A 23,572-nucleotide genomic window follows, 5' to 3' on the forward strand; every position below is an offset into this window, starting at 1 on the left:
GTGCGGGGCCGGGGTTCGATACGGCGATCCCACCTCTGGAGGACGGTCGTGTCTCACTGGTCCCTGCCGATCGTCACCGCCCTGCTCGCGGCGACGGCCTTCCCGTACGGCGCCCCACCTGACGCGGCCGTGGAGCGCGACCCCGTTTCCCTCGTCAACGTCTTCCACGGCACCAAGGAGGCGGCGCCCGACTTCGACCACGGCGGAGGGGGAGGCATGACCTTCCCCGGGGCCGTCCTGCCGTTCGGGATGATGCAGTGGAGCCCCGACACGGTGGCCAACGCCGGCGGCGGCTACCGGTGGGAGGACGACCGGCTGCGCGGCTTCTCCATGACGCACATCTCCGGGCCCGGGTGCACGGGCGCACAGGACTTCCCTGTGATCCCGTACTCGGGAGCGATCGGCCGCTCGCCCGCCACCCACGGCGAGGACTACGTCCAGACGTTCAAGCACGACAACGAGCGGGCCTCCCCCGGCTTCTACGGCACCACGCTCGACAGCGGGGTCAAGGCGGAGCTCTCCGCCAGCATGCGGGCGGGCGTCGCCCGCTTCACCTTCCCGCAGGGCAAGCCCGGCACGGTGCTGCTGAACACCAGCGGCTCGGTCAACGGCGTCGACGACGGCGAGACCAGGGTCAGCGGGAACACCGTCGAGGGCTGGGTGCAGACCGGCGGGTTCTGCGGCCCGCCGACCCGATACAAGATCTACTTCCACGCCACGTTCGACCAGCCGGTCACCGCGTTCGGCACCTGGAAGGACGGCGAGGTGCGCCCCGGCGCGAGCACGGTCGCCAACGCCGCCCCCGCGAAGGTCAGGGGCGACCTGGTCACGCCGGGAGACGTGACCGTCAACGGGCCCGGCTCGGGGGCCTACCTGCAGTTCGACCCGGCACGGCCGGTGCAGATGCGGGTCGGGCTGTCGTACGTCGGCATCGACGGCGCCCGGCGCAACCTCCAGGCCGAGATCGCCGCCAAGGGCCTGGACGAGGTGGCCCGCGAGGCGAGCGGCGTGTGGCGCGAGCGCCTGGGCCGGGTGCGGATCGGCGGCGGCACCGAGGACCAGCGGCGCACCTTCTACAGCAACCTCTACCACACGATGCTGCAGCCGCACGTCTCGGAGGACGTGGACGGCACGTACACCGGGTTCGACCACAAACCGCACCAGGTGCGGCCGGGCCGCCACCACTACGCGACCTTCTCCGGGTGGGACATCTACCGCAGCCAGGTGCAGCTCCTCGCCCTGCTGGCGCCGGACGTGGGCGCCGACATCGCGCAGTCGATGTACGACAACGCGCAGGCCGTCGGCAACGTGTGGGACCGGTGGTCGCACCAGACGGCGGTCACCGGCGTCATGGTCGGCGACCCGTACCACGCGATCGTGTCCACCATGTACGCCTTCGGCGCGCGCGGCTTCGACGCGAAGGCGGCGCTGCGGGCGATGGCCGAGGCGGCCAGGCGGACCGGCCCACGGGACATCGGCCATCCGCTGCTCGGCTACGACGAGCGGCCGGGAAACGCCGCGTTCATGCGTGAGGGGCACGTGCCCAACGATCCGTCGGCGACGCTGGAGTACGGCGTGGCCGACTTCGGGATCGCGCAGCTCGCCTCCCGGCTCGGCGACCGGGCGACGGCCGCGGAGTTCATGCGGCGCGCGCAGGCCTGGCAGCACATCTACAACCCGGGCACCGGATGGATCCAGCCGCGCCAGGGCGACGGCGCGTTCACCTCGCCCTTCGATCCGGCAAGCCCCGATGTGTACATGGAGGGCAACGGGGCGCAGTACCACTGGATGGTGCCGCACAACCCGGCAGGGCTGTTCACCGCGATGGGTGGCCCTCGTGAGGTCGTCCCCCGGCTCGACACGTACTTCGCCAAGCTCAACGCCGGGCCCGCCGAGGCACACGCCTATCTCGGCAACGAGGTGGCGCTGCCGTCGCCGTGGCTGTACGCGTGGACCGGCCAGCCGTACAAGACGCAGGCGCTGGTGCGCCGGGTGCAGCAGGAGCTGTTCAAGCCGGGACCGGACGGGCTGGTCGGCAACGACGACCTGGGCGCGATGGGGTCGTGGTACGTGTGGTCGGCCATGGGGCTCTTCCCCGCCATCCCCGGCCGTGCCGAGCTGCTGGTGAACACGCCGTTGTTCGAGCGGATCACGATCGACCGGCCGGGCGGGGACATCGTCGTGGACGCCCGGGGCGCAGGGCCGTACATCAGGTCGCTCCGGGTGAACGGCGCGGCGACGGACCGGGCGTGGCTGCCGGAGTCGTTCGCGACGGGCGGCGGGCGGCTGGACTTCGTCCGCGGCACCTCCCCTGACCGCGACTTCGGCGCCGACCCCGAGGACGCGCCGCCGTCGTTCGGTGGCGGGACGAAGCCGTACCTGGCAGGGTTCAGCCGCGGCAGCGGCCCGGTCGAGCCGGGCGGCGCGCTCGCGACGGAGCTCGCGGTCCGGTCGCTCGGCCAGGCCGCCACGGTCACCTGGGAGGCCAGGCCGCCGGCCGGCGTGACCGTGTCACCCGCACGCGGCACGCTCAGCCTGGCCGCCGGAGGCCAGGCCCGCCAGGCGGTCGAGATCTCCGTGTCCGGCGACGTGCCGCGCGGCGTGCTGACCGTGCCGGTCGTCGTGGGCGAGCTCACCGCCTCGGTGCGGCTCAACGTGGCCGCGCGCGGCACCCCGGAGTGGCACCACAACAACGCCGGCATCGGCGACGCGGACGCTCCCGGCGAGGCCAACATCGACGGGCCGGGCTTCAGCCTCTCGGCGCAGGCCCTGGCCGAGGCGGGACTCACCCCGGGCGCCCGGGTCAAGTGGCGGGACTTCACCTTCACCTGGCCGGACAGGAAGCGCGGCGAATGGGACAACGTTCGCACCGGCGAGGAACCGCTGGAGGTGGCCGCGCCGGACGGCGCCACCCGCCTGTCCTTCCTGGGAACGGGCGTGAACGGCTGGCCGGAGGCGGACGTCACCGTCACCTACACCGACGGCACGACCAGCTCGGGCAAGCTCGGCTTCAGCGACTGGATCCTGGACTTCGGGTCGGCCGAACCGCGGTTCGGCAACGAGGTCGTGGCCAGGACCCCGCACCGGTTGTTCTGGGGCTCATGGGCCTTCCAGCCCGTGCCCGCCCACGTCTACGCCTCGCAGCCCATCGCCCTGGACCCGGGCAAGAAGGTGCGGAGCCTGACGTTCTCCACCCCGCGTGACGGCCGGCTGCACCTGTTCACCTGGGCGTTCGCCTAGCGTGCCCACACCGGCTCGGCGCCCCGGATGCTCAGCATCACCGAGTACAGGGACGTGGTCGCGGTGATGAAGACGCGGTTGCGCTTGGGACCGCCGAAGACGAGGTTCGAGGCGCTCTCCGGCAGGCGCAGCCTGCCGAGGAGCGTCCCGTCCTGGTGGTAGGCGTGGATCGCCTGGCCGACGGCGGCCCAGATGCGGCCGGTCTCGTCCAGGCGCATGCCGTCGAAGCCTCCCTCGCCCTCGTGCTCGGCGAACACCTTGCCGCCCGCGAGCGCGCCGTCGCCGGTGACCTCGAAGACCCGCAGGTGGCCGTGCTCGGTGTCGGCGACGTAGAGCAGGCGCTCGTCCGGGGAGAAGGCCAGGCCGTTGGGCCGGGCGAAGTCGTCGGCCACCACGCGGACCTCGCCGGTGCCGGGGTCGGCCCGGTAGACGTGGCAGCCGTCGATCTCCTGCTCGGCCCGGTGTCCCTCGTAGTCGCTCTCGATGCCGTACGGCGGGTCGGTGAACCAGACGGACCCGTCGGACCTCACCACCACGTCGTTGGGGCTGTTGAGCCGCCTGCCGCGCCACCGGTCGGCGAGCACGGTGAGCGAGCCGTCGTGCTCGGTCCTGGTCACCCGGCGCGCGCCGTGCTCGCACGAGACGAGCCTGCCCTCGCGGTCGAGGGTGTTGCCGTTGACGTAGCCGGCGGGCTGCCGGAAGGGCCCCACCTGGCCGGTCATCTCGTCCCATCGCAGCATGCGGTCGTTCGGGATGTCGCTCCAGGCCAGGTAGCGGCCCGCGGGGACGTAGACGGGCCCTTCGGCCCAGCGCGTGCCCCGGTGGAGCCGCTCGATGTGACGGTCGCCCGCGACCCCCGCGATGCGGCGGTCGAACGCTTCGAACTCCACGGGGATCAGATGCACCGGGCACCTCCTTGGTGCCCACCTTCCTACCAAGATCTGCCCCGCCGGGCTAGGGCCCCGTCCCTGCTCCGGTCCGCCCGTGACCGTCGCCTCCGCCCCGCCCCGTGCCGGTCATGGCATTGTCGCGCAGACCTCCCTGTACGGCAGGCCCGGCACGTACGCCGCCCACTCCGCCGCGCTCAACGAGCGTCCCGCCCTCTCGCACGCCCGCGCCGTCACCAGGGCGGCATCGATCGGGTACTCGGTCAGCCGCCCGCCGGCGAGGGCCAGCAGCCGGCCCCCCGAGAAGCCGACGTGGGCGATCGACGGGTCCTCGACGGCGGCGATCACGACGCCGGAGGCGACGTCGTAGACCCACATGCCCTCGAAGTTGACGGCCGCGACGAGGGAGCCGTCGGGCGAGAACGTCAGCTTCCGGTCGGCGGGCAGGTCGCGCAGCGGCGCGGAGGACGGCCGCGCCGCTCCCCGTCGCCAGAAGGCCATCCTGGCCGAGCCCTCGGGCCAGCCGAAGACGGTGCCGTCGGTGGAGAAGCCCAGCCCTCGCACCTCCGCCCCGAGAGGACGGGCGACGGCCGGCCGTCCGGTCGTCGCGTCCAGGAAGCGCTCACCGATGGACAGGTGGCGCCCGTCGGGCGTGAAGGCGAGCTCGTTGGCCATGTCGGCCGGCGCCCGCCAGACCTGCCTGCCGCCGGGCAGCTCGACCATGCTGACGAAGGTCTGGCCCGAGACGGCCAGGCGCGCGCCGTCGGGGCTGAAGGCCAGGCCCTGGGGCGACTCGTCGCTCATCGGCAGCTCGGTCGTTCGCCTGCCCGTCATCGTGTCGAGGACGTGGACGGCGGTGTCGCCGCCCACGGCGACGGCCGCGCCGTCCCCGCTGAAGACGCGCGGGTACTGGGGCTCCTCCTGCAGGGTGATCGTCGCGCCCGTGGTGAGGTGGTGGAGCTTGCCGCCGCTCAGCAGGAGGCGGCCGTCGGGGCTGAGCAGGTCGCCGCTCGCGCCTCGGCGCGGCTGGAGGTCGAGCCGCACGCTGACCACGGTGTCTCCCGCGAGATAGCGCAGGGTGTGACCGTCGGGGTCGAACGCGAGGCCGTCCGCGCCGGAAGCGACGGGCTCGTCGAGCACCGGCGTGGCGTCGTGGGCCCACCACACCTGCAGTCCCCTGTCGTCCAGCGCGGCGATGAACCTGCCGTCGGGGCTCCAGGAGATGGCGCCGCCCTTCCAGTCGTGCATGCTCTTGTCCGACTCCTTGCCCGTCCGGACGGTGAGGATCTGGATGCTCTGGTCGGGCCCGGGGACGGCCAGCTTCGTGCCGTCCGGGCTCAGCGCGTACGTCTGGCACCGCCACGGGCAGTGCCACCACGTCTTCGCTCGTCCATCGGGCAACGGCTGGCGGCGCAGAGCGGAGCCCAGCAGCGTGTACACGGCCGTCTTGCCGTCGGCGGTCACCTCCACGTCCCCGCCGAGCGTGGGCACCCCTGTCTTCTCTCCCGTGCGGGGGTTCCAGTAGGTGGCGCCCTGTCCCCCGTGCACCACCAGAACATCCTCCGACATGCTGTACGACACGTCGAAGTCGTACTGACCCGCGCCCTCGGCCACCGGGTAGCGGGGTTCGAGAACGGCGCGCTTCGCCGTGTCCCACAGCCGGATCCCGCCCCCTTCGGTGGCGATCGCGAGCGTGCGGCCGGACGGGCTCGGCGCCATCCCGAGCAGCTTGCCCCGCTGGTGGCGGAAGGCGGCCGTCCTGCGTCCCGTGTGCGTGTCCCACACCCTCACCTCGCCGTCGGACGCGCTGAACAGCCGGCGGCCGTCCTTGCTGAGCGCCCTGACGGCGACGGCGGCGGGATCGGTGAACGACCTGGTGGCCGCCGAGGTGAGAGCGCGGTACATCGCCGCCATGGCCTGGGGGGTGGCGGCGATGTCGTGCGCCGCGACGCCGAGCAGCATGCCCAGCACCGGGTCCTTGGCGCGGACGGAGTCGGCCAGCGCCGCCAGCCGTCCCGACTCGGCGACGTCGCGCTGCTCGGCCACCTGCCTGCTCTGCTGGACGGCGAAGCCACCCGCGGCCAGCGCGAGCGCCAGCATGGCGGCCAGCGCGACCGAGATCGCCCGCACCCTGCGGCCCCTCCGCCTGACCAGGGCGACGCCGGCCTCGAGGAAGTCGCGCTCGGCGGGGGTGAGCGTGATGTTCCTGCGGCCCGTGGCCGCCCAGCGCTGGGCGGCGTCGAGCGTGCTGCCCTGGAAGAGGTCGCTCTCCCTGCGCCCGCCTGAGGCCCAGCTGGTGGCGGCGGCGGCGATTCGCCGGTGCACGGCCAGGCCGTCCCTCTCCGCCTGGATCCAGGCGCGCAGTCGCGGCCAGGCCATCGGAAGGGCGGGACGCAGCAGCCTGACCGGGTCACCGCCGGAGACCAGGTAGGCGAACGCCTCGAGGACGGGCTCGATGCCGGAGGGCAGCTCGGCGCGGGCGGCCTGGCGTACGGTGAGGTCGCCCTGGTCGGTGACGGTCACCAGACGCAGGAACAGCTCGGGCACCAGCTCGCGCTCGGCAGGGCCGAGCGCGGCGTAGGCGTCCTCGGCGAGAGTGCCGAGTGCGGGGTCGCGGGCCTGCTCACCGGCGCCGGACGCCATGGCGGCGGCCGAACCCGCGCCCTGGGCCAGCAGCCTGGCGGTGTCGAGACCGTCGCCGCTGACCAGCGCGAGCAGCAGCTCCCTCGAGGTGGGCCGCTGCCTCGGGTCCTTGGCGAGCGCGGCGGCCACCAGCTCCTTGACCTGGCCGGGCAGCGGCGACAGGTCGGGCTCGTGGGACAGCACGCGGTGCATGACCGCGCCCAGCGAGTCGGCCCTGAACGGGTCCGTCCCCGTGGCGGCGAACAGCACGGTGGCGCCCCAGGCGAACACATCGGCGGGCGCGCCCGCCCGCTCCCCCGAGAAGACCTCGGGCGCCATGTAGCTGGGTGTGCCCGCCACCAGCCCCGCCGAGGTGAGCGACATCTCCATCGTGCGGGCCACCCCGAAGTCGATGACCCTCGGACCGTCAGGGCCGAGCAGCACGTTGTCCGGTTTGAGGTCGCGATGGACGACGCCCGCGTCGTGGATCGCCGTCAGCGCGGTGGCCATGGCGGTGGCCAGCCGGTGCAGCTCGTCTCCGCGGAACACCTTGGCCACCTGCCGCAGGCTGGGCCCCTCGACGTACTCGGAGACGATGTAGGGCCGCGGTCCCTCCAGGTCGGCGTCGAGCACCCTGGCGGTGCAGAAGGCCGGGACGCGGCGGGCCGCGGCGGCCTCCTTGGCCAGGCGCGGCTGGACCGAGGGGTCGCCGCGCAACACCTTGATCGCGACGCGCACGCCCTCGGCGTCGTAGCCCTCGTAGACGACCCCCTGGCCGCCCTCTCCGACCCGGCCCGCCAGCCAGTACCCGCCGAGCCGCTGCGGGTCTCCGTCGATCAGCGCATCCCCCATGGCGTGTTGGATGCCCTCCGGAGCCGGAAAGTTGGCGATGGCGCACCGTTTCTGATCGGCCGGCCCTCGACCGCCCGCCGCCGGGCGGCGATCAGGGGCCCGCGTTGTCGGTGGGGCAGTGCAGGATCGGGAGACGACCTGATGGCGAGAACCGAAGGACTGCGATGTCATCCACACACGAACACGTGGCCGATCATGCGTTTCTCAGCGACATGTACGAGGACGGGTACTTCCCTGATCACCTCGTCGACAAGGGTAGAGCGATCCTGGTGAGGCTGTGCGAGCGGATCGAGGCGGGGCAGCCGTCGGATCTGGCGGCGCTGTACCAGCTCACGGAGGCTGCGACGGAGGAGTTCAACGCGCTGGGGGCCGAGTTCGAGGCGGCAGGCAGTGAGATCGAGACCGTGGCCCGGGAGGCGATCGCCGAGGACTTCTGGTTCGTGGCGTCGGCCTACGGGTTCGCGGAGGCCGACAGGGAGGAGTTGATCGCCGCCCGGGACTGGTGACCCGATCTTCACACAATCTCCACACGACGCGGGCCGGCCCTGCACCCGGAGCTCCTACGGTGTGCCCGTGACGACCTGCCGGCGACGCCTCCCCACGACGATCCTCCTGTCGGTCATGGGCGCGGTGACGGTCGCGATGCTGGCCGTGGGACTGCACATCGGCCAGTTGGTGACCGCGCTCTGGCTGCTGGCCCCCCTGGCCGAGGGGCTCGCCTACCTGGTGGCGCTCGCCGTCTACCTGCCCGTGATGACGGTCCTCCTCCGGCGGCGCCGGGTCGCCGCCTGTGCCGCCGGTCTGGTGCTGACGGTCACCGGCCTCGCCGCGCCCGTCACCCTCCAGTTCACCCCCGAGCTGCGCGTCCCTCTCCGCTTCCACCTGGAACGCTTCGCCTTCACCCAGGTGGCGGAGCTGGCGCGCGAGGGGAAGCTGCCCGCCGAGCGGCTCCACAGCTACCTGGGCGCCGAACTGCCGTCGCACCTGTGCTTCGTCTCGGCCAACTGCCGCGTCTCCGCCCTCGGCACCAGCGGCGGCCGGCCGGTCCTGTTCCTGCCCGACTGGCTCGGCATCCCCGACGACGCCCTCGGCTACGCGCACTTCACCGGCGAGGCCACCGGGAGCTTCGACGCGTACGGCATGCGCGTCTGCCCCACCACGCACCTGGGCGAGGGCTGGTGGTGGATGGACAGGTGCCGAGGACCTCGCCGGAGCTGATCTCCATGGTTCCCGCCCATGACGCCGCGGCCCGGACTCCGGGCCGCGTGCGCCTGGTCTCAGCGGTCCACGTGCAGCCGGCCGAACTCGACCAGCGGGGTGCTGCCAGCGAAGTTGCGGTCCACCTCGGCCCGCTCGGCCGCGCTCGGGTAGGCGTTCGTGCAGCTCACGGGGGCGCTGGAGCCAGACATCAGGTCGGAGCAGAGGCCGGTGCGACGGTCGGGCAGACCTAGGATGTGGCCGATCTCGTGGGCGGCGATGCGCACCGGGTGGTAGCCCTGTGAGGTGGCTTGCCTGCCCATCCAGATGGTGCCCCTGCCCAGGCTGGTGGGCAGGGCGCGGGGCCAGCCGTTGTCGGCGACGACGACGAAGTGGGCGGGGGTGCCGGCGACGAGGCGGACGTTCGTGACGCTGGCGTTCCAGATCTGCGCGGCCTGGTCCACCGCGCCGCGGAACTCGGCAGCCCTGCCGGCGTCGTACCGGAGGACCCTGACCAGGGAGGCGGCCTGTGCGGGCGAGGTGGCCAGCAGGAACGCGAGGGTGAGGACGAGAGAGAGCGCGAGACGGAGGGGTCGGGGCATCGTGTCTCCTCGGACAGTGGGGGTGCTGTCACGGTAGGCGCGACAGCTCCGTCCGGGGATAAGCCAGTTTGCCCCTATTACGGTGGTATGGATGGGTCGATGTTCACCGACCCAACGAGGCCCGCGCCCGCCTGTTGCGGACGCGCTCGGTCAGGACGTAGCCCGCCACCAGCACGGCGACCACGGGCAGGACGGCGAGCTCGTGCAGGGCCTGCAGCCCGAAGGCCACGGCGACGAGCACGCCGACGACGGGGAAGAACCAGCCGGGAATCGGGGTGTACCCGGCGGCGCGCGCCTGCTGGGCCGCCTCCAGCGCGGCGGCGGCCTCAGCGGGTTCCGCTATGGAAACAGTGGGCGCTACACCGCGGTGAAGCGGAAGGCGAAGCGCGCCTCCCCCGCCCTCAGCTCGTAGCGCGGCAGCACGCCAGGACCGCAGGCCGCGGTGCCGACGCCGTGCTGGGCGTGGTCGAGGTGGACGTGCACCCGCTCCCCCTTCCGCAGGTCGGTCAGGTGGCCGGCGGCGGCCAGCTCCTCCGTGCTCCATCTGCGCACGGTCAGGCCGAACACCGGCTCGCCCTCGATCCGCAGCCCCGGCCCTTCACCTCCGGTCAGCCGCGCCCACCTGACGTCGGCGCGCTGCCCGTTCTCCTGCGGATAGACGTACGGCGTCTGCAGTTCCTCGATCGAGGCGCCCCAGCCGCCCACCGCGGCAGCCATCCCCGTGTCGGGATAGGCCTCGCCAGGCCCGCGTCCGAACCAGACGACCTCCTCGAAGCTCGCCGGCAGCGTCATGGACAGGCCGAGCCTGGGCAGCGGCAGCGTCCACTCCCCTTCGGGCACCACGTGCACGTCGAGGCCGATCCCCTCCCCCACGTCGCTCCACCGGTAGGTGACGCTCATGCCGAGGTCGGTGGCGGCGGGCGCGACGCGCGACCTGACGGTCAGCACGCCGTCCTCGCGGGAGACGGAGTCGATCCTGTGGGTGAGGCGGTGCAGGCCGAGCGTGCGCCAGTTCCACTCCAGGCCGCCGAAGCGCTCGTTGTCGACGGGCGCGCGCCACAACTCGAGCCTCGGCCCCTCGACGTCGAGCCCGAACAGCCCGGTCAGCCTGCCCGTCCTGGAGTCGAAGGTGGCGCCGGCGAGGTCGGCGCCCGCCCTGCCGCGGGTCACGACCGGCTCCCGCCGTCCCTCGCCGACCTTCGTCTGGCCCCAGGCCACCTCGTGCCCCGCCTCGGCCCACGGCAGGTCGGCGGCCAGGACCGCACGCACGGTCAGCCACAGCTCGCCCGGCTCCGCCACCTCGGGCAGTGTAGGCAGCTTCACCTCGGCGCCGGGGCTCTCGGGCACCTCCAGGACGCCCTCCGCCACCACCGTGCCGTCCGCCGTCAGCGCCCAGGGGAACGACAGCGGGTACGGCACCGCCCGCGTCACCGTCACCGTCCCCTCGTCGAAGGCGAACCTGACCGGTTCGAAGACCTTCTTCAGGTCCAGCAGTCCGGGCGAGGGCGTCCTGTCGGGGAAGACCAGCCCGTCGACCACGAAGTTCGCGTCGTGCAGCGGCTCACCGAAGTCGCCGCCGTAGGCGTAGCCGTACTCCTGGTGGGTCAGGCCGTGGTCGATCCACTCCCAGATGAACCCGCCCGCCAGCCTCGGGTAGGTCTCGAACAGCTCCTGGTACTCCGCCAGGCCGCCGGGCCCGTTGCCCATCGCGTGCGCGTACTCGCACTGCACGAACGGCATCGCCCTGCGCCGCGCGTCCAGCTCGGGGTCGTCGAGGGGATCCTCCTCGCCTCTGCCGATGGCCTCCACCTCGGCGTGCGAGGCGTACATCCTGCTGTAGACGTCGACGTTCGCGCACGACAGGTCGCCCTCGTAGTGGATCGGCCGCGAGGGGTCCCTCTCACGCGTCCAGTCCGCCATGACCTTCAGGTTGGAGCCGACGCCGGCCTCGTTGCCGAGCGACCACATGACCACGCTCGGGTGGTTCTTGTCGCGCTCGACCATGCGCCTCATCCGGTCGAGCAGCGCCTGCGTCCAGCGCGGGTCGTCGGTGGGGTTGCCGCGCCAGGCCGTCTGGCCGAACCCGTGGGTCTCCAGGTCGCACTCGTCGACCACCCACAGGCCGTACTCGTCGCACAGGTCAAGGAAGGCCGGATGCGGCGGGTAGTGGCTGGTGCGGACGGCGTTCACGTTGTGCCGCTTCATCAGCAGCACGTCCTCGACCATCGTCTCGTACGGCACGGCCCGCCCGTGGTCGGGGTGGAACTCGTGCCTGTTGACGCCCTTGAAGACCAGCGGCACGCCGTTGGCCCTGAGCACGCCGTCCTCGACGGTGATCGTGCGGAAGCCCACGCGCAGCCGTACGGTCTCCTCCGCGGTGACGAAGCTCGCCTCGTACAGCCGGGGATGCTCGGCCGACCACGGCTCGGCAGCCACCTGCACCTCGGTGCCCGGAGCCAGATCGGCGACGCCCAGTTCGGGGATGGACAGCAGCCCTTCGCCCTCGAAGCTGAGCGTCCCGTCGGCCGCGGCGCGCACGAACAGGTCGGCGCTCGACCGGGTCAGCTCCACCTCTCGGAAGATGCCGGGCAGCCACCACATGTCCTGGTCCTCGAGGTAGCTGGCGGCCGACCACTGGTGCACCCGTACCGCGAGGACGTTCGCGCCCTCCACGAGGTACGGCCCGGCGTCGAACTCGGCGGGGAGCCTGCTGCCCGTGGAGAAGCCCAGCTCGTGGCCGTTCAGCCAGACCTTGAACGTGGAGTCCACGCCCTCGAAGCGCAGCCGCCCACCGCTCCAGCCCTCGGGCAGGTCGAAGACGCACCGGTAGTCGCCCGTCGGGTTCTCGTCGGGAACGCGCGGCGGGTCCACAGGGAAGGGGTAGACGACGTTGGTGTAGGCGGGCGCGCCGTGACCGTGGAGCGGCCAGTGGGACGGCACCGCCAGCACGTCCCAGGCCGAGTCGTCGAAGGAGGGGGCGGCGAAGTCGTCGGGCAGGTCGGCGACGGATGACAGGCGGAAGCGCCAGTCGCCTGTGAGGTCGAGGGAGGGGGCGTCGGAGCGAAGCGCGGCGCGCGGTTCGAGGCGTCCGGCACCGGGGGGGAAATCAGCGAAGTACACAGAAACCGATGTTTTCCCAATAAACCGAACATGTCCATGGGTTCGCCGCTGCCCATGGGTTCGCCGCTGTCCATGGCGCTCGGGAGCCACCCGCGTCGGTCAACAGATGTGCGTGTCCTCGCCGTTGATGATGAGTGCCTGCCCGTCGCGCAGGGTGCGGTGCGCGACGCCGTCCGCATCGTAGGTGGCCGCGACGACACCCAGAGCCTGCGACTCAGGGTGACCATCAGAGTCGATGTGTGGCACCACCGCGTAGTCGAGGATGCCCAGCCCGTCCCAGATCGCCGGCTCGCCGTAGGTCGCGGGGACGACCTGCGGGTCGTCGCAGCGCTCCAGTCCGCGCAGGCTCGGCGCAAGCACACAGGGGCCGGCGCTGTATCCGGCGTAGACCACTGCGTCCCGTCGGATCAAGGCCGTCAGTGCGATGTCGGCGCCACTGCGGGCGAGCGCGTAACGCAGCATGAACACATTTCCGCCGCGCACCCACACCATGGGAAAGCGGCCCAGCACGGCCGCGACGGCCTGGTGGGGCCGGTCGAAGAACGTGCGCAGGTCAAGCTCGGTCGGCTGCAGCCCCAGCGCGGTGAGCGCGCTCGTCTCACGCTCGACCCCCGCTGTGCGTTCGTCCTCGGGCTGGGCGTCCATGGCGTTGGCGATCACGGCGACTTCGGCCGAACCCTGCCTGTCCAGCAGTGCAAGCAACTGGTCCGGACGATCGCCCATGCGGAAGGAGGAGAGATACATGCGCACCGAAGAACCCTAGCTCTCACCTTGGGGTGCGGCGGGAGCGCGTCGATGCGGTCCCTTGCGGCATGACGCGACAGTGCCTATCGTCCCGATATATCAGGTCGATATATCTGGGCCGATGGTTCGTCCGGCGAACACGGGAGCTGTGATGAGGCGGATCGACTACGACACGGAGCAGTACCAGGACTACGCGCGTGGCCGGGCGCTCACCGAGCAGCAGCTGCGGGCATGGATCAGCGCGTTCGGAGCGGTGCTGCCCGAGCGGCGCCCTCTGGCGGGGCTGGACGTCGGCTCGGGGACGGGCAGGTTCACCCCCGCGCTGGCGCGGGCGTTCGGGCCGGTGACCGGCGTCGAGCCGTCGGTCCGCATGCGCGAGATAGCGCAGACGCAGTCCCCGCACGCCGATGTCCGGTATCTGGCAGGCTCCGCCGAGGACATGCCGGTGCCGTCCGGCAGCGCCGACTACGCGCTCATGTTCTTGTCCTGGCACCACGTCCAGGACAAGCCGCGGGCGGCCCGGGAGCTGGCCAGGGTGCTCAGGCCAGGCGGGCGGCTGCTCCTGCGCGCCAATTTCAGCGACCACCATCCCATGCCGTGGTGGCTGGAGCACTTCCCCCGCGGCCTGGAGGTCGATGCCTCGCTGTTTCAGCCGCTGCACGAGGTCATCGCGATGTTCACATCGGACGGCTGGCGCGTCACCGGTTTCGGCACGGTCCTCCAGCCGTCCTCCGGCACCCGCGCTGACATGCTCGAACGGCTGCGCCTGCGCACCCTTTCGTTCTTCGCTCAGCTCAGTCCCGACGAGCTGGAGGCCGGCTTCCGCCGACTGGAGCAGGCTGTCGCCGCGGATCCCGGCGCACCGGCGCCCGCGTTCTCCGAGCCGCTGCTCACACTCGAACGGTGCCGGTGACGCCGACGGCGCCTCGTTGACCTGCGCCGCGACGAGCTCCCCTGCACAGGCGAAGCGTGCGCGTCCGGAGCAGCGGGGTCACGGCGCCGAGCCGGCGGGACCGCTTCGATCAGCGCGTGCCGGCGGCGTGCTCGTGGACGGATGCGAGGCGGCGTGTGGCCTCGATCAGCTCGGTGCGGTCGGCGGTGGCGGCGAAGCCGAGGCGGAGGTAGGCCGCCGGGAGTTCGGTGGCGAAGTAGCGGTTGCCGGCGCTGACGGCGACCCCGTGCTGCCGGGCCGTGTCGGCGATCACGGTGTCGTCCGTGCCGTACGGCAGGCGGACCCACAGGTGCAGCCCGCCCGTGGGGATGCGGGTGAGCGTCCAGTGGGGAAGTTCGTGCGCGACGGCGGCCGCCAGCGCTCCGCACCGCTCCCGCAGGGCTGCGGCCAGAGAACGGACATGCCGTTCCCATGTGGGAGAGCTGAGGAGTTCGAGCGCTGTTTCCTGGAGCGGGCGGGTGACGAAGAAGTCGTCTACCAGGCGGGTGGCGCGCAGGCGTTCCATCACCGGGCCACGGGCCACCAGGGCGCCGATGCGCAGGCTCGGCGCCGCCGGTTTGGTGAGCGAGGTCAGGTAGACCACGGTGCCGTCGCGATCGTCGGCCAGCAGAGGCGGCGGCACCGGCGTGCCGTGGCCGAGGTGCCGCGCGAAGTCGTCCTCGATGACGAACGCGCCCGCCGCCCTGGCCGCATCGATGATCTGGCGGCGGCGTTGTGGCGCGAGCACGGTGCCGGTGGGGTTGTGACAGGCCGGCTGGCAGTACAGCAGGCGTGCGCGGGTCATGGCGAAGGCGTCGGCCAGGAGGTCGGGTTGCAGGCCGTCGGCGTCCATCGGCACCGGTACCGGGCGCAGGCCGGCCGCCCTGGCGGCGGCTATCGCTCCCGGATAGGTGGGCGACTCCATCAGGACGGGGTCCCCCGGCGCCGCGATGGCCCGGAACGCCATGGACAGCGCGCTCTGCCCACCGGCCGTGATCAGGATGTCGTCCGCGCTCACGCCGCCGCCGGCCATGGTGGCGAACACGCTGCGCAGGGACGTCAGGCCGCTGGCGGGGGCGCGGTCCCACGCGTCGGGGCGGCGCGCGGCGCGGGCCAGCGCCGCGGTCAGGATCTGGGTGGGCTGGAGCGATCGATGCAGGTAGCCGCCGTCCAGCATGATCGTGCCCGCGGGTGGCGAACCGACGGCGCCGGTGAGGATGCGGGTGTCCACGGTCCGGTCGGCGAGGGTGACGGTCTGCCAGGCGGTGTCGGCCACTTCGGCGCGCCGCTGGGCGCGTGCCGCCACGTACGTGCCGCTGCCCGGACGGGTGACCACCAGGCCCTCGGCGGCGAGCGTGGCGATCGCCTGTGACACGGTGGCGGGGCCGACCTGGTAGCGCCTGATCAGCTCGCGGCTGCTGGGCAGACGGTCGCCCGGTGCCAGCCGGTCGATCATCGCGCGCATCCTGGTCGTCAACTCCGCAGAACTGCTACTGTCTGACATGAGAAACGATAATAGCGCTTCCCGGATTTCCGCAGAATCGCTTCTGGACGTCGCGGCCCTGCGCGCGGACACCCCCGGCGCCGGCGACGTCGTGCACTTCAACAACGCCGGTTGCGGTCTGCTGGCCGCGCCCGTGCTGGCCGCGATGGTCGACCACCTGCGGCTGGAGGCGAGCATCGGTGGCTACGAGGCCTCGGCCGCCCGCGCCGAGCAGGTCCGCGAGTTCTACGCCGAGACCGCCGCCCTGATCAACTGCGCTCCCGAGAACATCGCGTTCGCCGGTAGCGCCACCCACGCCTTCTCCACCGCCCTGTCGGCGATCCCGTTCGAGGCGGGTGATGTGATCCTCACGACCCGCAACGACTTCATCTCCAACCAGATCGCCTTCCTGTCGCTGGGTAAGAGGTTCGGCGTGCGGGCCGTGCACGCGCCCGACCTGCCAGAGGGCGGGGTGGACGTGGAGGCGATGGCGAGACTGATGAGGGAGCACCGCCCGCGGCTGGTGGCCGCCACCCACATCCCCACCAACTCCGGCCTGGTCCAGCCGGTGGCCGAGATCGGGCGGCACTGCCGCGAGCTCGATCTGCTCTACCTGGTCGACGCCTGCCAGTCGGTCGGTCAGTACCCGATCGACGTCGCGGAGATCGGCTGCGACCTGCTCACCGCCACCTGCCGCAAGTTCCTGCGCGGCCCCCGCGGCTCTGGCTTCCTGTACGTGTCCGACCGCGTCCTGCGCGCCGGTTACGAGCCGCTGTTCATCGACATGTACGGCGCGCGCTGGGTCGAGCCCGGCCGCTACCAGCCCGTCGAGACGGCGGCCAGGTTCGAGGACTGGGAGTTTCCCTACGCCATCGTCCTCGGCTGCGCCGCCGCCGCGCGCTACGCCCGCCAGGTCGGCATGGACGCCATCGCCCGCCGTACCCCCGCCCTGGCCGCAGGGCTGCGCGACAGGCTCGCCGATCTGCCGGGGGTGCGCGTGCTCGACCACGGCCGGCAGCTGGGCGCCCTGGTCACCTTCGCCATCGACGGCTGGCAGCCGGAGCCGTTCAAGGCCGCCATGGACGCACGCCGTATCAACTCGGCGCTCAGCTACCGCCACTTCGCGCAGTTCGACTTCGGCGACAAGGACATCGACTGGTGCCTGCGCCTGTCGCCGCACTACTACAACACCGAACAGGAAGTGGACCAGGTCGTCGCGGCGGTCGCCGACCTCAGCCTCGTGGGCGGCAGCCGTGACGACCGCTGAACCTCTCACCGAGCCGGGTGCCGCCTCCGCGCGGGAAGGGCTGTGGCGCAACAGCGACTTCCTGAAGTTCTGGCTCGGCGAGACCCTGTCGCTGCTCGGCACCCAGATCACCAACCTCGCGCTGCCGCTGACCGCGATCTACGCCTTCCAGGCCACCGACGAGCAGGTCGGCCTCCTGCGGTTCCTGCAGCTCGCGCCCTACCTCGGGCTCGCTCTGCTGTTCGGGGTCTGGGTCGACCGGGTCAGGCGGCGGCCTGTCATGGTGTGGGCCAACCTCACCAGAATGGTCCTGCTCGCCCTGATCCCGGTCCTGTCCTGGCTGGACGTCCTCAGCATGGCGCCGCTCCTGGTCATCGCCTGCGTCATCGGCGTCGCTTCGGTGCTGTTCGACGTGAGCTGGATGTCCTTCGTGCCCACCCTCGTGAAGGACCCCCAGCACTACGTCGAAGCCGGCGCCAAGATGGGGATCAGCTCGTCGGCGGCCGACGTGGCCGGTCCCGGGCTCGCCGGTGCCCTGATCAGTGCGCTCACGGCGCCGGTGGCGTTGGTCGTGGACGCGTTCTCCTACCTGGTGTCGCTGGCGTCGCTGCTGCTGATCCGCACGCGTGAGCCACGTCCAGAACCACCCGCGGCGAAGAGACGTCTGCTGACCGAACTGCGCGAGGGTCTGCACTGGGTCTTCGGCAACCCGATCCTGCGCGCGCTGGCCCTCGTCGGGTTCTGCTGCAACTTCTCCATGGTCACCGTCTGGACCATGTTCCTGCTGTACGGCACGCGTGACCTGCAGCTGGACTCCACGACCCTGGGCGGCGTCTTCGCGACGGCCTCCGTGGGCGGCTTGATCGGCGCGGCGATCTCCCGGAAGATCATCGCGCGATTCCGGCTCGGGCGGGTCTATCTCGTGGCTCAGACGGCTCTCCTGCTGGGCCCGGCACTGCTCGTCGTGGCGGGCGGCCCGAGGCCGGTGATGGTGGGGATGTTCGTCCTGTCCTTCTTCGCCACCTACCTGGGCCTCGGCGTCGCCAATGTCATCATCGTCAGCCTGCGCCAGACCAGCACGCCGCAGGCGATGATGGGCCGCATGACCGCGGTCTTCCGCACCTTGCTGTTCGGTGGCGGCGCGCTCGGCGGTCTGTCCGCAGGCCTCCTCACGGGTGCGGTCGGCGCCAGGGGCGCGCTCACCATGGCGGCCATCGGCTCGGCCGTCGTGGTGATCGGGCTCGTCGTCTCCCCGGTGAGCCGACTCCACACCCTGCCGGCGCCGCCAGCAGAACCCGCCGCTGCCTGACACGGCCGAGCACGACCCGGCGTCGACGGATCACCTAGCTGATGCTGTTGATCCAGATCCCGATGGGGATGGACGTCGCCGTAGAGGCGAGATAGCCGAGCAGGAAGAACGTCCACTGCTGGCGCCGTTCGGCATGGATGGTGGCTTTGGTCTCGGAGAAGAGAAGGTGCCGGATCTTCTCGGCCTGCTCCTCGTTGATCTCCAGGAGGCGTTGCTGCTCCGCGGCCTGGGTGACGAGCGCTTCACGCGCGGCTTGCTGAGCTTCGACGTCACGCTGGAGTTCATCCATGAGCGCGGCGGCTTCCGCGAACGCGGTGTTGACACGTTCGACGCGCCGCTGGAGAAGCTCCCCGGGGTCCTCGGCCGCCTGGTCGAGCCGTTGCCGGTCTGACTTCCTTCGCAGCCAGTCGATGGCCATCGCGATGGCGGCCGGGGCGACGAAGACGGCACCCGTCAAGATCACTATGGGATGGAGCGGGTCTGGCCACTGAACCCTGAGCAAGGCGGAGACAATGGTGGCGGAGACAAGCACCACGCCGACATACGTCACCGTCTTCTTCGCGAATACCCGTAGCGCCCGCGTGGTCATTCGCGACGCTGGGCGGCGAGGCGGGTCGGCAGTCTCGTTACCCATGACAGCTATTGGACCGCGCGACCGTGTGCGCCGTGAGTCTCGTGATCGAATCGCGACGTCAAGGGGTTCGGCGCACGACCATCATCGGCCGACATCAGCGGGAGGGCGCGTTCCGTTCCGGTGGTCGCACCGCCGGGATCTTGATTGTGCTTGCAGGGCTGTCGCCATTGTTTCGGCCAGTGCGCGACCCTCCGGCTGGTCCTCGCCTTACTTCTCGCCGCGGCCGCCTGCTCCACCCAGAACACGGGCGCGGCGAGAACCCCTCCTCGGCTCCGTCCCCACCACCTTCCCCGGCCCCGTCCGCGCTGCCCACGTGCGCGACCACAACCGAGCCCACGTGGACTCCCGTGCCGCTGCCACGCCGGACCGCCAGGGACGGCTGGCGGGTGGTCACCGCCCTCGCCGGGGGCCTGCCGACGGATGTGGTCGCGCTCAAGGACGGGACGGTCTGGGTGGCGGGCGATCACCCTGTCACCCGGCCCACCACGCCCCGACGAGAAGGAAGGTGCGTCGCCGTCACTCGTGACGGCAGCATCCCGGTGGTCTGGCGCAAGAAGGGCAGCGAGAACGACAGGCACTGGACGCTGCGGGACCGCGATGCGCCGAGCAACTCACGAAAGTGACCGCGTCCGCCGGCGGGAGCGTGTGGGTGTTCGGTACGAATCCGCTTCCACAGGGCAATGAGCTGAGACTGGCCCGCTGGGACGGCAGGCGATGGCACAAGATCCCCTCCCCCGAACCGCCTCTCCCGGAGTGGGAAGACCCGAGGGTCATCGTCACCGACCTGGTCGCGACCGGCCCGAGTGACGTATGGGTGGCGGCCAACATAGAGGTCGCCGACGAGGAACCGGGCTATCTGCTCCTGCTGCACTGGAACGGCGCCGCATGGTCATGGCAGCGCGGCTCGAAGGAGAGCGGAAGCGGTCAGCTGGTACCGGACGGCCGTGGAGGGTTCTGGCTCACCCGGGTGGAGAAGGACGACCTGCAACACATGGCGGGCCGTCGTCGGACACCCGTTCGGCTCCCCCTGGCCGGAGATCACGGCGTGAACCTGGTGATCTCCCAGGTCCCCGGCTCCACCCGCGTCTGGGGAGTGGGAGTGGAGTCGGAAACAGAGTACGGCAACCTGATCTGGAGCAGCGGATGAGGAGGTCCTCACCCCACCGGCATCTCCTGATCACCCAACGCGAGGCGCCCGCCGCCGACAACGGCCCGGAACCTGTCGCCGAACGTGCCGGCCGGGTTTCTGCGGGACCTAACACGGCACTTTCCTGCGGTGTACGGCGATCGCCACCCCGAGGGCGAGGGCGGCATATCCACAGGTCACGGCCAACCCTGCCCATGGCGGGAGCGGGTAGTAGCCACCGAGCAGTGAATGGTCCACGTCCACATGCGCGAAGGTGGGGACGCTCTGCGTGATCGCGAACCCGGCGGCAGGGGTGATCATCAGCAGCCATGGCACCAGACCCGCGGTCGCCAGCAGGTAGGGCACGACGACCAGCGCGATGGCCAGCCCGATGGCGACGACGCCCCGCATGACCAGCCCGGCGAGGCCCAGAGCCAGCACGGCGGCGGCCGCGGTCAGCGCCGCGTAGCCGACGATCACCCGGAGCCCGGTGCCCAGAGTGATCGGCTGAATCGGGTTCTGATTGGCGTGCAACAGCGCCAGGCCGGCAGGAACCACGATGCCCGAGGTCGCCAGCCCGGCCACGAACGCGACCGCACCGACGACCATGGCCTTGGCCGCCAGTAGTCGCGCTGGATGCGGCTCGGCCAGCAGGCTCGTCCTGATCTGCCCGCGCCGGTCTTCCGCCGTGAAGAACGTGACCGCCACCACGAGCACCAGGATCAGCCCCACAGCTCCGCCGATCAGCGTGAAGTCAGCGCGCAGACCGCCCGTCACCGTGGCGGGCCCGATGTCACCGCCCCCTGTCACGAGGAGCTGGTCGCCGGACTCGACGACCCGGCCCGGGTGATGCGGGGTCCTGCCGTCGGGCTTCATGACGACGCCGACGTCGTCGTGCCGCCACGAACCGTTCGCGCCCTGCAGCTTGATCTGGTCGAAGGTGGCGGTGGCCTGGGCGAAGCGTGACGCCATCTCCCGCAGAGCGCCTGGCGAGGTGGCGAACAGCCCGATCTGGACCGTCTCCGGCAGGCCGGTCAGCTTGACCGTGCCGACCTCGGTCCATGTCTTGCCGTCGCCCGACTCGTAGCCGGTGAGAGTGTCACCCGACCTGGTCAGCCGCAGCCACCGGGGCGTCTGCACAGGACCGCCGGCCACGTCGTGGGTGAAGTTGTGTTGCATCCTCACACCGTGCCTGCCAGTGATCATGACAGCGGCATACGGTGTGCCCTGCTTGAGGCTCTGCCTGACGAGAAGCCCGGCCTTCGCCCATGGCATCACTCCCTCCTCATAGCCGGGGTGCACTCCGGGTATGGCGTCCGGCGGCCGGAACTGCCCGGTCATGTCCGACACGCGGGCGGTGATGCTGCCGTCCCCCTTGAGTGGCTGGTGAACGAAGTAGTACTTGTCGTTCACCGCCGTGCCATCGGGTCCCAGCAGAGGCGCGGGACAGGGGCCCTCGCCCTTCCCTGTTACGCAGGTACTGCGGGCGCCTCCGGCGATCAGTAGTCCGAGCGACACGGTGACCAGCACGGAGGCCACCATGAGGAGCACCCAACCGCGCCCGGTGCGGAACCTGGTCCACTCCGCGCGCAGCAACTGAGGGAAGCCGTCCCGCCCGACCCGTTGGCTGGATCGGTATGGCGTAGATGAACTCATGCCGACGGTTGTACGCGGCACCCGGTTCCAGCCGGGTCGCAGCCGCTGCGACCCGGCTGCGACCCGGGATCTGGCAAGGTTGGCCCATGGCACCTCGACCCGGCGGCCGGTTCGGTCGCCCTGCCCGCACGACGACCGGCGGTGACCGGCGGTGAGGGTCCTCGTCGTCGAGGACTTCGAGGTCCTCGCCCGCTCCATCGGGACCGGGCTGCGCCGCGAGGGCATGGCCGTCGACGTCGTCCTGGATGGAACCGCCGCCCTCGACCGTCTGGCCGTCACCCGCTACGACGTGGTGATCCTCGACCGCGACCTGCCCGGCGTCCACGGGGACGAGATCTGCAGGCGACTGGCCCACGGCCGCTGTGAGACCCGCGTGCTGATGCTCACCGCCTCCGGCACGATCGAGGACCGTGTCGACGGGCTCAGCCTCGGCGCCGACGACTACCTGCCCAAGCCGTTCGCGTTCGCCGAACTGGTCGCCCGCGTCCGGGCCCTGGCCCGGCGCGCCACCCCGCCGCTACCACCCACCCTGGCGTGCGGTGACATCACCCTCGATCCGGCCCGCCGTACCGCGTCCCGGGCCGGCCGGCGCCTTGAGCTGAGCCCCAGGGAGTTCGCCCTCCTCGAGTGCCTGCTCGCCGTACCCGGCCTGGTCCTCTCCGCTGAGGAACTGCTCGAACGTGTCTGGGACGAGGCCGCCGACCCCTTCAGCAGTGCCGTCAAACACACCATGCACCGGTTACGGGTCAAGCTCGGCGAACCGCCCGTGATCGAGACCATCCGCGAAGGCGGCTACCGCATCGGGCCGTCATGACCTCCCGGCAGCTCGCCAGAAGGTCCCTGCAGACGCGGCTCGCGCTCGCCTACGCGGCGGGCATCTACGCCGCCGGAGTCTTGGTGCTGGTATTCGTCGACGTCCCGCTCGCCACCATCCACGCGGCCATCCCCGCAGGCCATCCCCCATCGAGCGGGATCGCCGCCGGGCCAGGGATCAGCCTGCCCCAACTCCTCATGGGATCCGCCGTCGCCCTGGTCATTCTGGTTCCCGTCGCCCTGACTCTCGGCTGGTACGTCGCCGGCCGGTTCCTGCACCCGCTGCGCGCCATCACCGCCACCGCCAGAATCATCTCCGCCGGAAACCTCCACCGACGCCTCGACCTCGGCGAGCCAACGGACGAGCTGACCGAACTCGGCCACACCCTCGACGACCTGTTCACCCGCCTGCAAGCCTCCTTCGACGCCCAACGCCACTTCGTCGCCAACGCCTCCCACGAGCTGCGCACCCCTCTCGCCGGCCTGCGCACCCTCCTTGAAGTCGCTCTCGCCGACCCCGATGCCGACGCCGACACCCTGCGCTCGGTTTGCCAGGAGGCCCTCGCCCTGGGCGGACACCAGGAGCGGCTCGTCCAGGCACTGCTCGCGCTGGCCACCAGTGAGCGGGGCGTCACCCGCTGGGACCGCCTCGACCTCGCCCACGTCGTCGAAGGAGTGCTCGCCTCCCGCCGCGACCAAGCCACAAAGAGGGGCATCGACCTCGCCGAACGCCTGAAGCCCGCAGTGACAGCCGGGGACCCGAGACTGATCGAGAGCCTCGTCGCCAACCTCATCGACAACGCCATCCGCCACAACCACGAACACGGGCACGTCCAGATCATCACGCGGAGCTCCGGCACACAGGTGGCCCTTACGGTCGCCAACAGCGGGCCGGCCATCCCCGACGACCAGATCCAGCGCCTCTTTCAACCCTTCCAGAGACTGGCGCCTGATCGTCACGGCCGTCACGACGGCTACGGCCTCGGCCTCGCCATCGTCAATGCCGTCACCCAAGCTCACCACGCCACCCTCACCGCCGACGCACGCCCCGAAGGGGGTCTGTCCATCACCGTGCGGTTCGCGCAGGGATCTCATCCGAACCTTCCCTGA

At 71.3% G+C, this 23,572-nt stretch carries 19 protein-coding genes; 10 read left to right on the forward strand and 9 right to left on the reverse strand.

Annotated elements, in window-relative coordinates:
* The first annotated feature begins 48 nt into the window (after nucleotides 1-48).
* Nucleotides 49-3,240 carry a GH92 family glycosyl hydrolase gene (locus tag FHR33_RS05630; RefSeq protein WP_312895376.1) on the forward strand — a complete coding sequence of 1,064 codons (3,192 nt, stop codon included), beginning with the start codon at nucleotides 49-51 and terminating at the stop codon, nucleotides 3,238-3,240.
* Here the strand turns inward: FHR33_RS05630 and FHR33_RS05635 are convergent.
* Both FHR33_RS05635 and FHR33_RS05640 read right to left on the reverse strand, forming a co-directional pair.
* The gene (locus FHR33_RS05635; RefSeq protein ID WP_183644468.1) at nucleotides 3,237-4,145 is read right to left on the reverse strand and encodes an SMP-30/gluconolactonase/LRE family protein; all 909 of its coding nucleotides are present in this window, start codon (nucleotides 4,143-4,145) and stop codon (nucleotides 3,237-3,239) included. The two genes, FHR33_RS05630 and FHR33_RS05635, sit on opposite strands and share 4 nt — an antisense overlap.
* A 111-nt stretch (nucleotides 4,146-4,256) precedes the next feature.
* Nucleotides 4,257-7,601 (reverse strand): serine/threonine-protein kinase, encoded by a 3,345-nt coding sequence (locus tag FHR33_RS05640; RefSeq protein WP_183644471.1) that lies wholly within the window; start codon nucleotides 7,599-7,601, stop codon nucleotides 4,257-4,259.
* A 164-nt stretch (nucleotides 7,602-7,765) separates the two neighbouring features.
* Here FHR33_RS05640 and FHR33_RS05645 point away from each other — a divergent pair, with 164 nt between their 5' ends.
* Both FHR33_RS05645 and FHR33_RS05650 read left to right on the forward strand, forming a co-directional pair.
* Nucleotides 7,766-8,107, forward strand: coding sequence for a DUF5713 family protein (locus tag FHR33_RS05645; protein ID WP_183644474.1), 342 nt, complete (start codon nucleotides 7,766-7,768; stop codon nucleotides 8,105-8,107).
* 67 nt (nucleotides 8,108-8,174) lie between these two features.
* The gene (locus tag FHR33_RS05650; RefSeq protein WP_183644477.1) at nucleotides 8,175-8,819 is read left to right on the forward strand and encodes a hypothetical protein; all 645 of its coding nucleotides are present in this window, start codon (nucleotides 8,175-8,177) and stop codon (nucleotides 8,817-8,819) included.
* A gap of 59 nt (nucleotides 8,820-8,878) precedes the next feature.
* Here the strand turns inward: FHR33_RS05650 and FHR33_RS05655 are convergent, their stop codons facing one another.
* The 4 genes from FHR33_RS05655 to FHR33_RS05670 form a co-directional block, all read right to left on the reverse strand.
* Nucleotides 8,879-9,400, reverse strand: coding sequence for a snapalysin family zinc-dependent metalloprotease (locus tag FHR33_RS05655; protein WP_183644480.1), 522 nt, complete (start codon nucleotides 9,398-9,400; stop codon nucleotides 8,879-8,881).
* 103 nt (nucleotides 9,401-9,503) lie between these two features.
* Entirely contained in the window at nucleotides 9,504-9,641 is a 138-nt protein-coding gene (locus FHR33_RS05660; protein WP_183644483.1) for a hypothetical protein, read from the reverse strand.
* Nucleotides 9,642-9,757: 116 nt separating this feature from the next.
* Nucleotides 9,758-12,520: a glycoside hydrolase family 2 TIM barrel-domain containing protein gene (locus FHR33_RS05665; protein WP_312895377.1), complete on the reverse strand. Its 2,763-nt coding sequence runs from the start codon at nucleotides 12,518-12,520 to the stop codon at nucleotides 9,758-9,760.
* Nucleotides 12,521-12,619: 99 nt separating this feature from the next.
* Nucleotides 12,620-13,264: a Type 1 glutamine amidotransferase-like domain-containing protein gene (locus FHR33_RS05670; protein WP_246452503.1), complete on the reverse strand. Its 645-nt coding sequence runs from the start codon at nucleotides 13,262-13,264 to the stop codon at nucleotides 12,620-12,622.
* A gap of 151 nt (nucleotides 13,265-13,415) precedes the next feature.
* Between FHR33_RS05670 and FHR33_RS05675 the strand changes: the two genes are divergently transcribed.
* Nucleotides 13,416-14,177 carry a class I SAM-dependent methyltransferase gene (locus FHR33_RS05675; RefSeq protein ID WP_183644489.1) on the forward strand — a complete coding sequence of 254 codons (762 nt, stop codon included), beginning with the start codon at nucleotides 13,416-13,418 and terminating at the stop codon, nucleotides 14,175-14,177.
* A 109-nt stretch (nucleotides 14,178-14,286) separates the two neighbouring features.
* Here the strand turns inward: FHR33_RS05675 and FHR33_RS05680 are convergent, their stop codons facing one another.
* Nucleotides 14,287-15,699, reverse strand: coding sequence for an aminotransferase-like domain-containing protein (locus FHR33_RS05680; RefSeq protein WP_183644492.1), 1,413 nt, complete (start codon nucleotides 15,697-15,699; stop codon nucleotides 14,287-14,289).
* On the opposite strand from FHR33_RS05680, the gene FHR33_RS05685 reads away from it, so the two are divergent.
* Nucleotides 15,698-16,945 carry an aminotransferase class V-fold PLP-dependent enzyme gene (locus FHR33_RS05685; RefSeq protein WP_183644495.1) on the forward strand — a complete coding sequence of 416 codons (1,248 nt, stop codon included), beginning with the start codon at nucleotides 15,698-15,700 and terminating at the stop codon, nucleotides 16,943-16,945. The genes FHR33_RS05680 and FHR33_RS05685 overlap by 2 nt on opposite strands.
* Entirely contained in the window at nucleotides 16,932-18,233 is a 1,302-nt protein-coding gene (locus tag FHR33_RS05690; protein WP_183644497.1) for an MFS transporter, read from the forward strand. Before FHR33_RS05685 ends, FHR33_RS05690 begins: the two co-directional genes overlap by 14 nt.
* 34 nt (nucleotides 18,234-18,267) lie before the next feature.
* Here FHR33_RS05690 and FHR33_RS05695 read toward each other — a convergent pair whose 3' ends face one another.
* Nucleotides 18,268-18,867: a hypothetical protein gene (locus FHR33_RS05695; RefSeq protein ID WP_183644500.1), complete on the reverse strand. Its 600-nt coding sequence runs from the start codon at nucleotides 18,865-18,867 to the stop codon at nucleotides 18,268-18,270.
* Nucleotides 18,868-19,214: 347 nt separating this feature from the next.
* Here FHR33_RS05695 and FHR33_RS05700 point away from each other — a divergent pair, with 347 nt between their 5' ends.
* Nucleotides 19,215-19,490: a hypothetical protein gene (locus FHR33_RS05700; protein ID WP_183644503.1), complete on the forward strand. Its 276-nt coding sequence runs from the start codon at nucleotides 19,215-19,217 to the stop codon at nucleotides 19,488-19,490.
* Nucleotides 19,491-19,516: 26 nt separating this feature from the next.
* Nucleotides 19,517-20,014 carry a hypothetical protein gene (locus tag FHR33_RS05705; protein WP_183644505.1) on the forward strand — a complete coding sequence of 166 codons (498 nt, stop codon included), beginning with the start codon at nucleotides 19,517-19,519 and terminating at the stop codon, nucleotides 20,012-20,014.
* A 108-nt stretch (nucleotides 20,015-20,122) separates the two neighbouring features.
* On the opposite strand, the gene FHR33_RS05710 is transcribed toward FHR33_RS05705, so the two are convergent.
* A complete protein-coding gene (locus FHR33_RS05710) occupies nucleotides 20,123-21,649 on the reverse strand; it encodes a DUF1349 domain-containing protein (protein WP_183644508.1) in 1,527 nt (508 codons plus the stop codon).
* A 151-nt stretch (nucleotides 21,650-21,800) separates the two neighbouring features.
* Here FHR33_RS05710 and FHR33_RS05715 point away from each other — a divergent pair, with 151 nt between their 5' ends.
* Complete coding sequence (locus FHR33_RS05715) at nucleotides 21,801-22,463, forward strand: response regulator transcription factor (RefSeq protein ID WP_183644511.1); 663 nt, start codon at nucleotides 21,801-21,803, stop codon at nucleotides 22,461-22,463.
* A complete protein-coding gene (locus FHR33_RS05720) occupies nucleotides 22,460-23,572 on the forward strand; it encodes a sensor histidine kinase (RefSeq protein WP_183644514.1) in 1,113 nt (370 codons plus the stop codon). The genes FHR33_RS05715 and FHR33_RS05720 overlap by 4 nt, the downstream gene beginning before the upstream one ends.

This window comes from Nonomuraea dietziae, from assembly GCF_014195505.1.
GTDB lineage: Bacteria > Actinomycetota > Actinomycetes > Streptosporangiales > Streptosporangiaceae > Nonomuraea > Nonomuraea roseola.

Excerpts from the sequence above, each read along its gene's own strand:
- FHR33_RS05640 (WP_183644471.1), bottom strand. The coding sequence starts at position 7,601 with ATGGGGGATGCGCTGATCGACGGAGACCCGCAGCGGCTCGGCGGGTAC.
- FHR33_RS05685 (WP_183644495.1), top strand. The coding sequence starts at position 15,698 with ATGAGAAACGATAATAGCGCTTCCCGGATTTCCGCAGAATCGCTTCTG.
- FHR33_RS05695 (WP_183644500.1), bottom strand. The coding sequence starts at position 18,867 with ATGGGTAACGAGACTGCCGACCCGCCTCGCCGCCCAGCGTCGCGAATG.
- FHR33_RS05670 (WP_246452503.1), bottom strand. The coding sequence starts at position 13,264 with ATGTATCTCTCCTCCTTCCGCATGGGCGATCGTCCGGACCAGTTGCTT.
- FHR33_RS05710 (WP_183644508.1), bottom strand. The coding sequence starts at position 21,649 with ATGAGTTCATCTACGCCATACCGATCCAGCCAACGGGTCGGGCGGGAC.
- FHR33_RS05655 (WP_183644480.1), bottom strand. The coding sequence starts at position 9,400 with ATGCCCCGACCCCTCCGTCTCGCGCTCTCTCTCGTCCTCACCCTCGCG.
- FHR33_RS05675 (WP_183644489.1), top strand. The coding sequence starts at position 13,416 with ATGAGGCGGATCGACTACGACACGGAGCAGTACCAGGACTACGCGCGT.
- FHR33_RS05680 (WP_183644492.1), bottom strand. The coding sequence starts at position 15,699 with ATGTCAGACAGTAGCAGTTCTGCGGAGTTGACGACCAGGATGCGCGCG.
- FHR33_RS05720 (WP_183644514.1), top strand. The coding sequence starts at position 22,460 with ATGACCTCCCGGCAGCTCGCCAGAAGGTCCCTGCAGACGCGGCTCGCG.
- FHR33_RS05645 (WP_183644474.1), top strand. The coding sequence starts at position 7,766 with ATGTCATCCACACACGAACACGTGGCCGATCATGCGTTTCTCAGCGAC.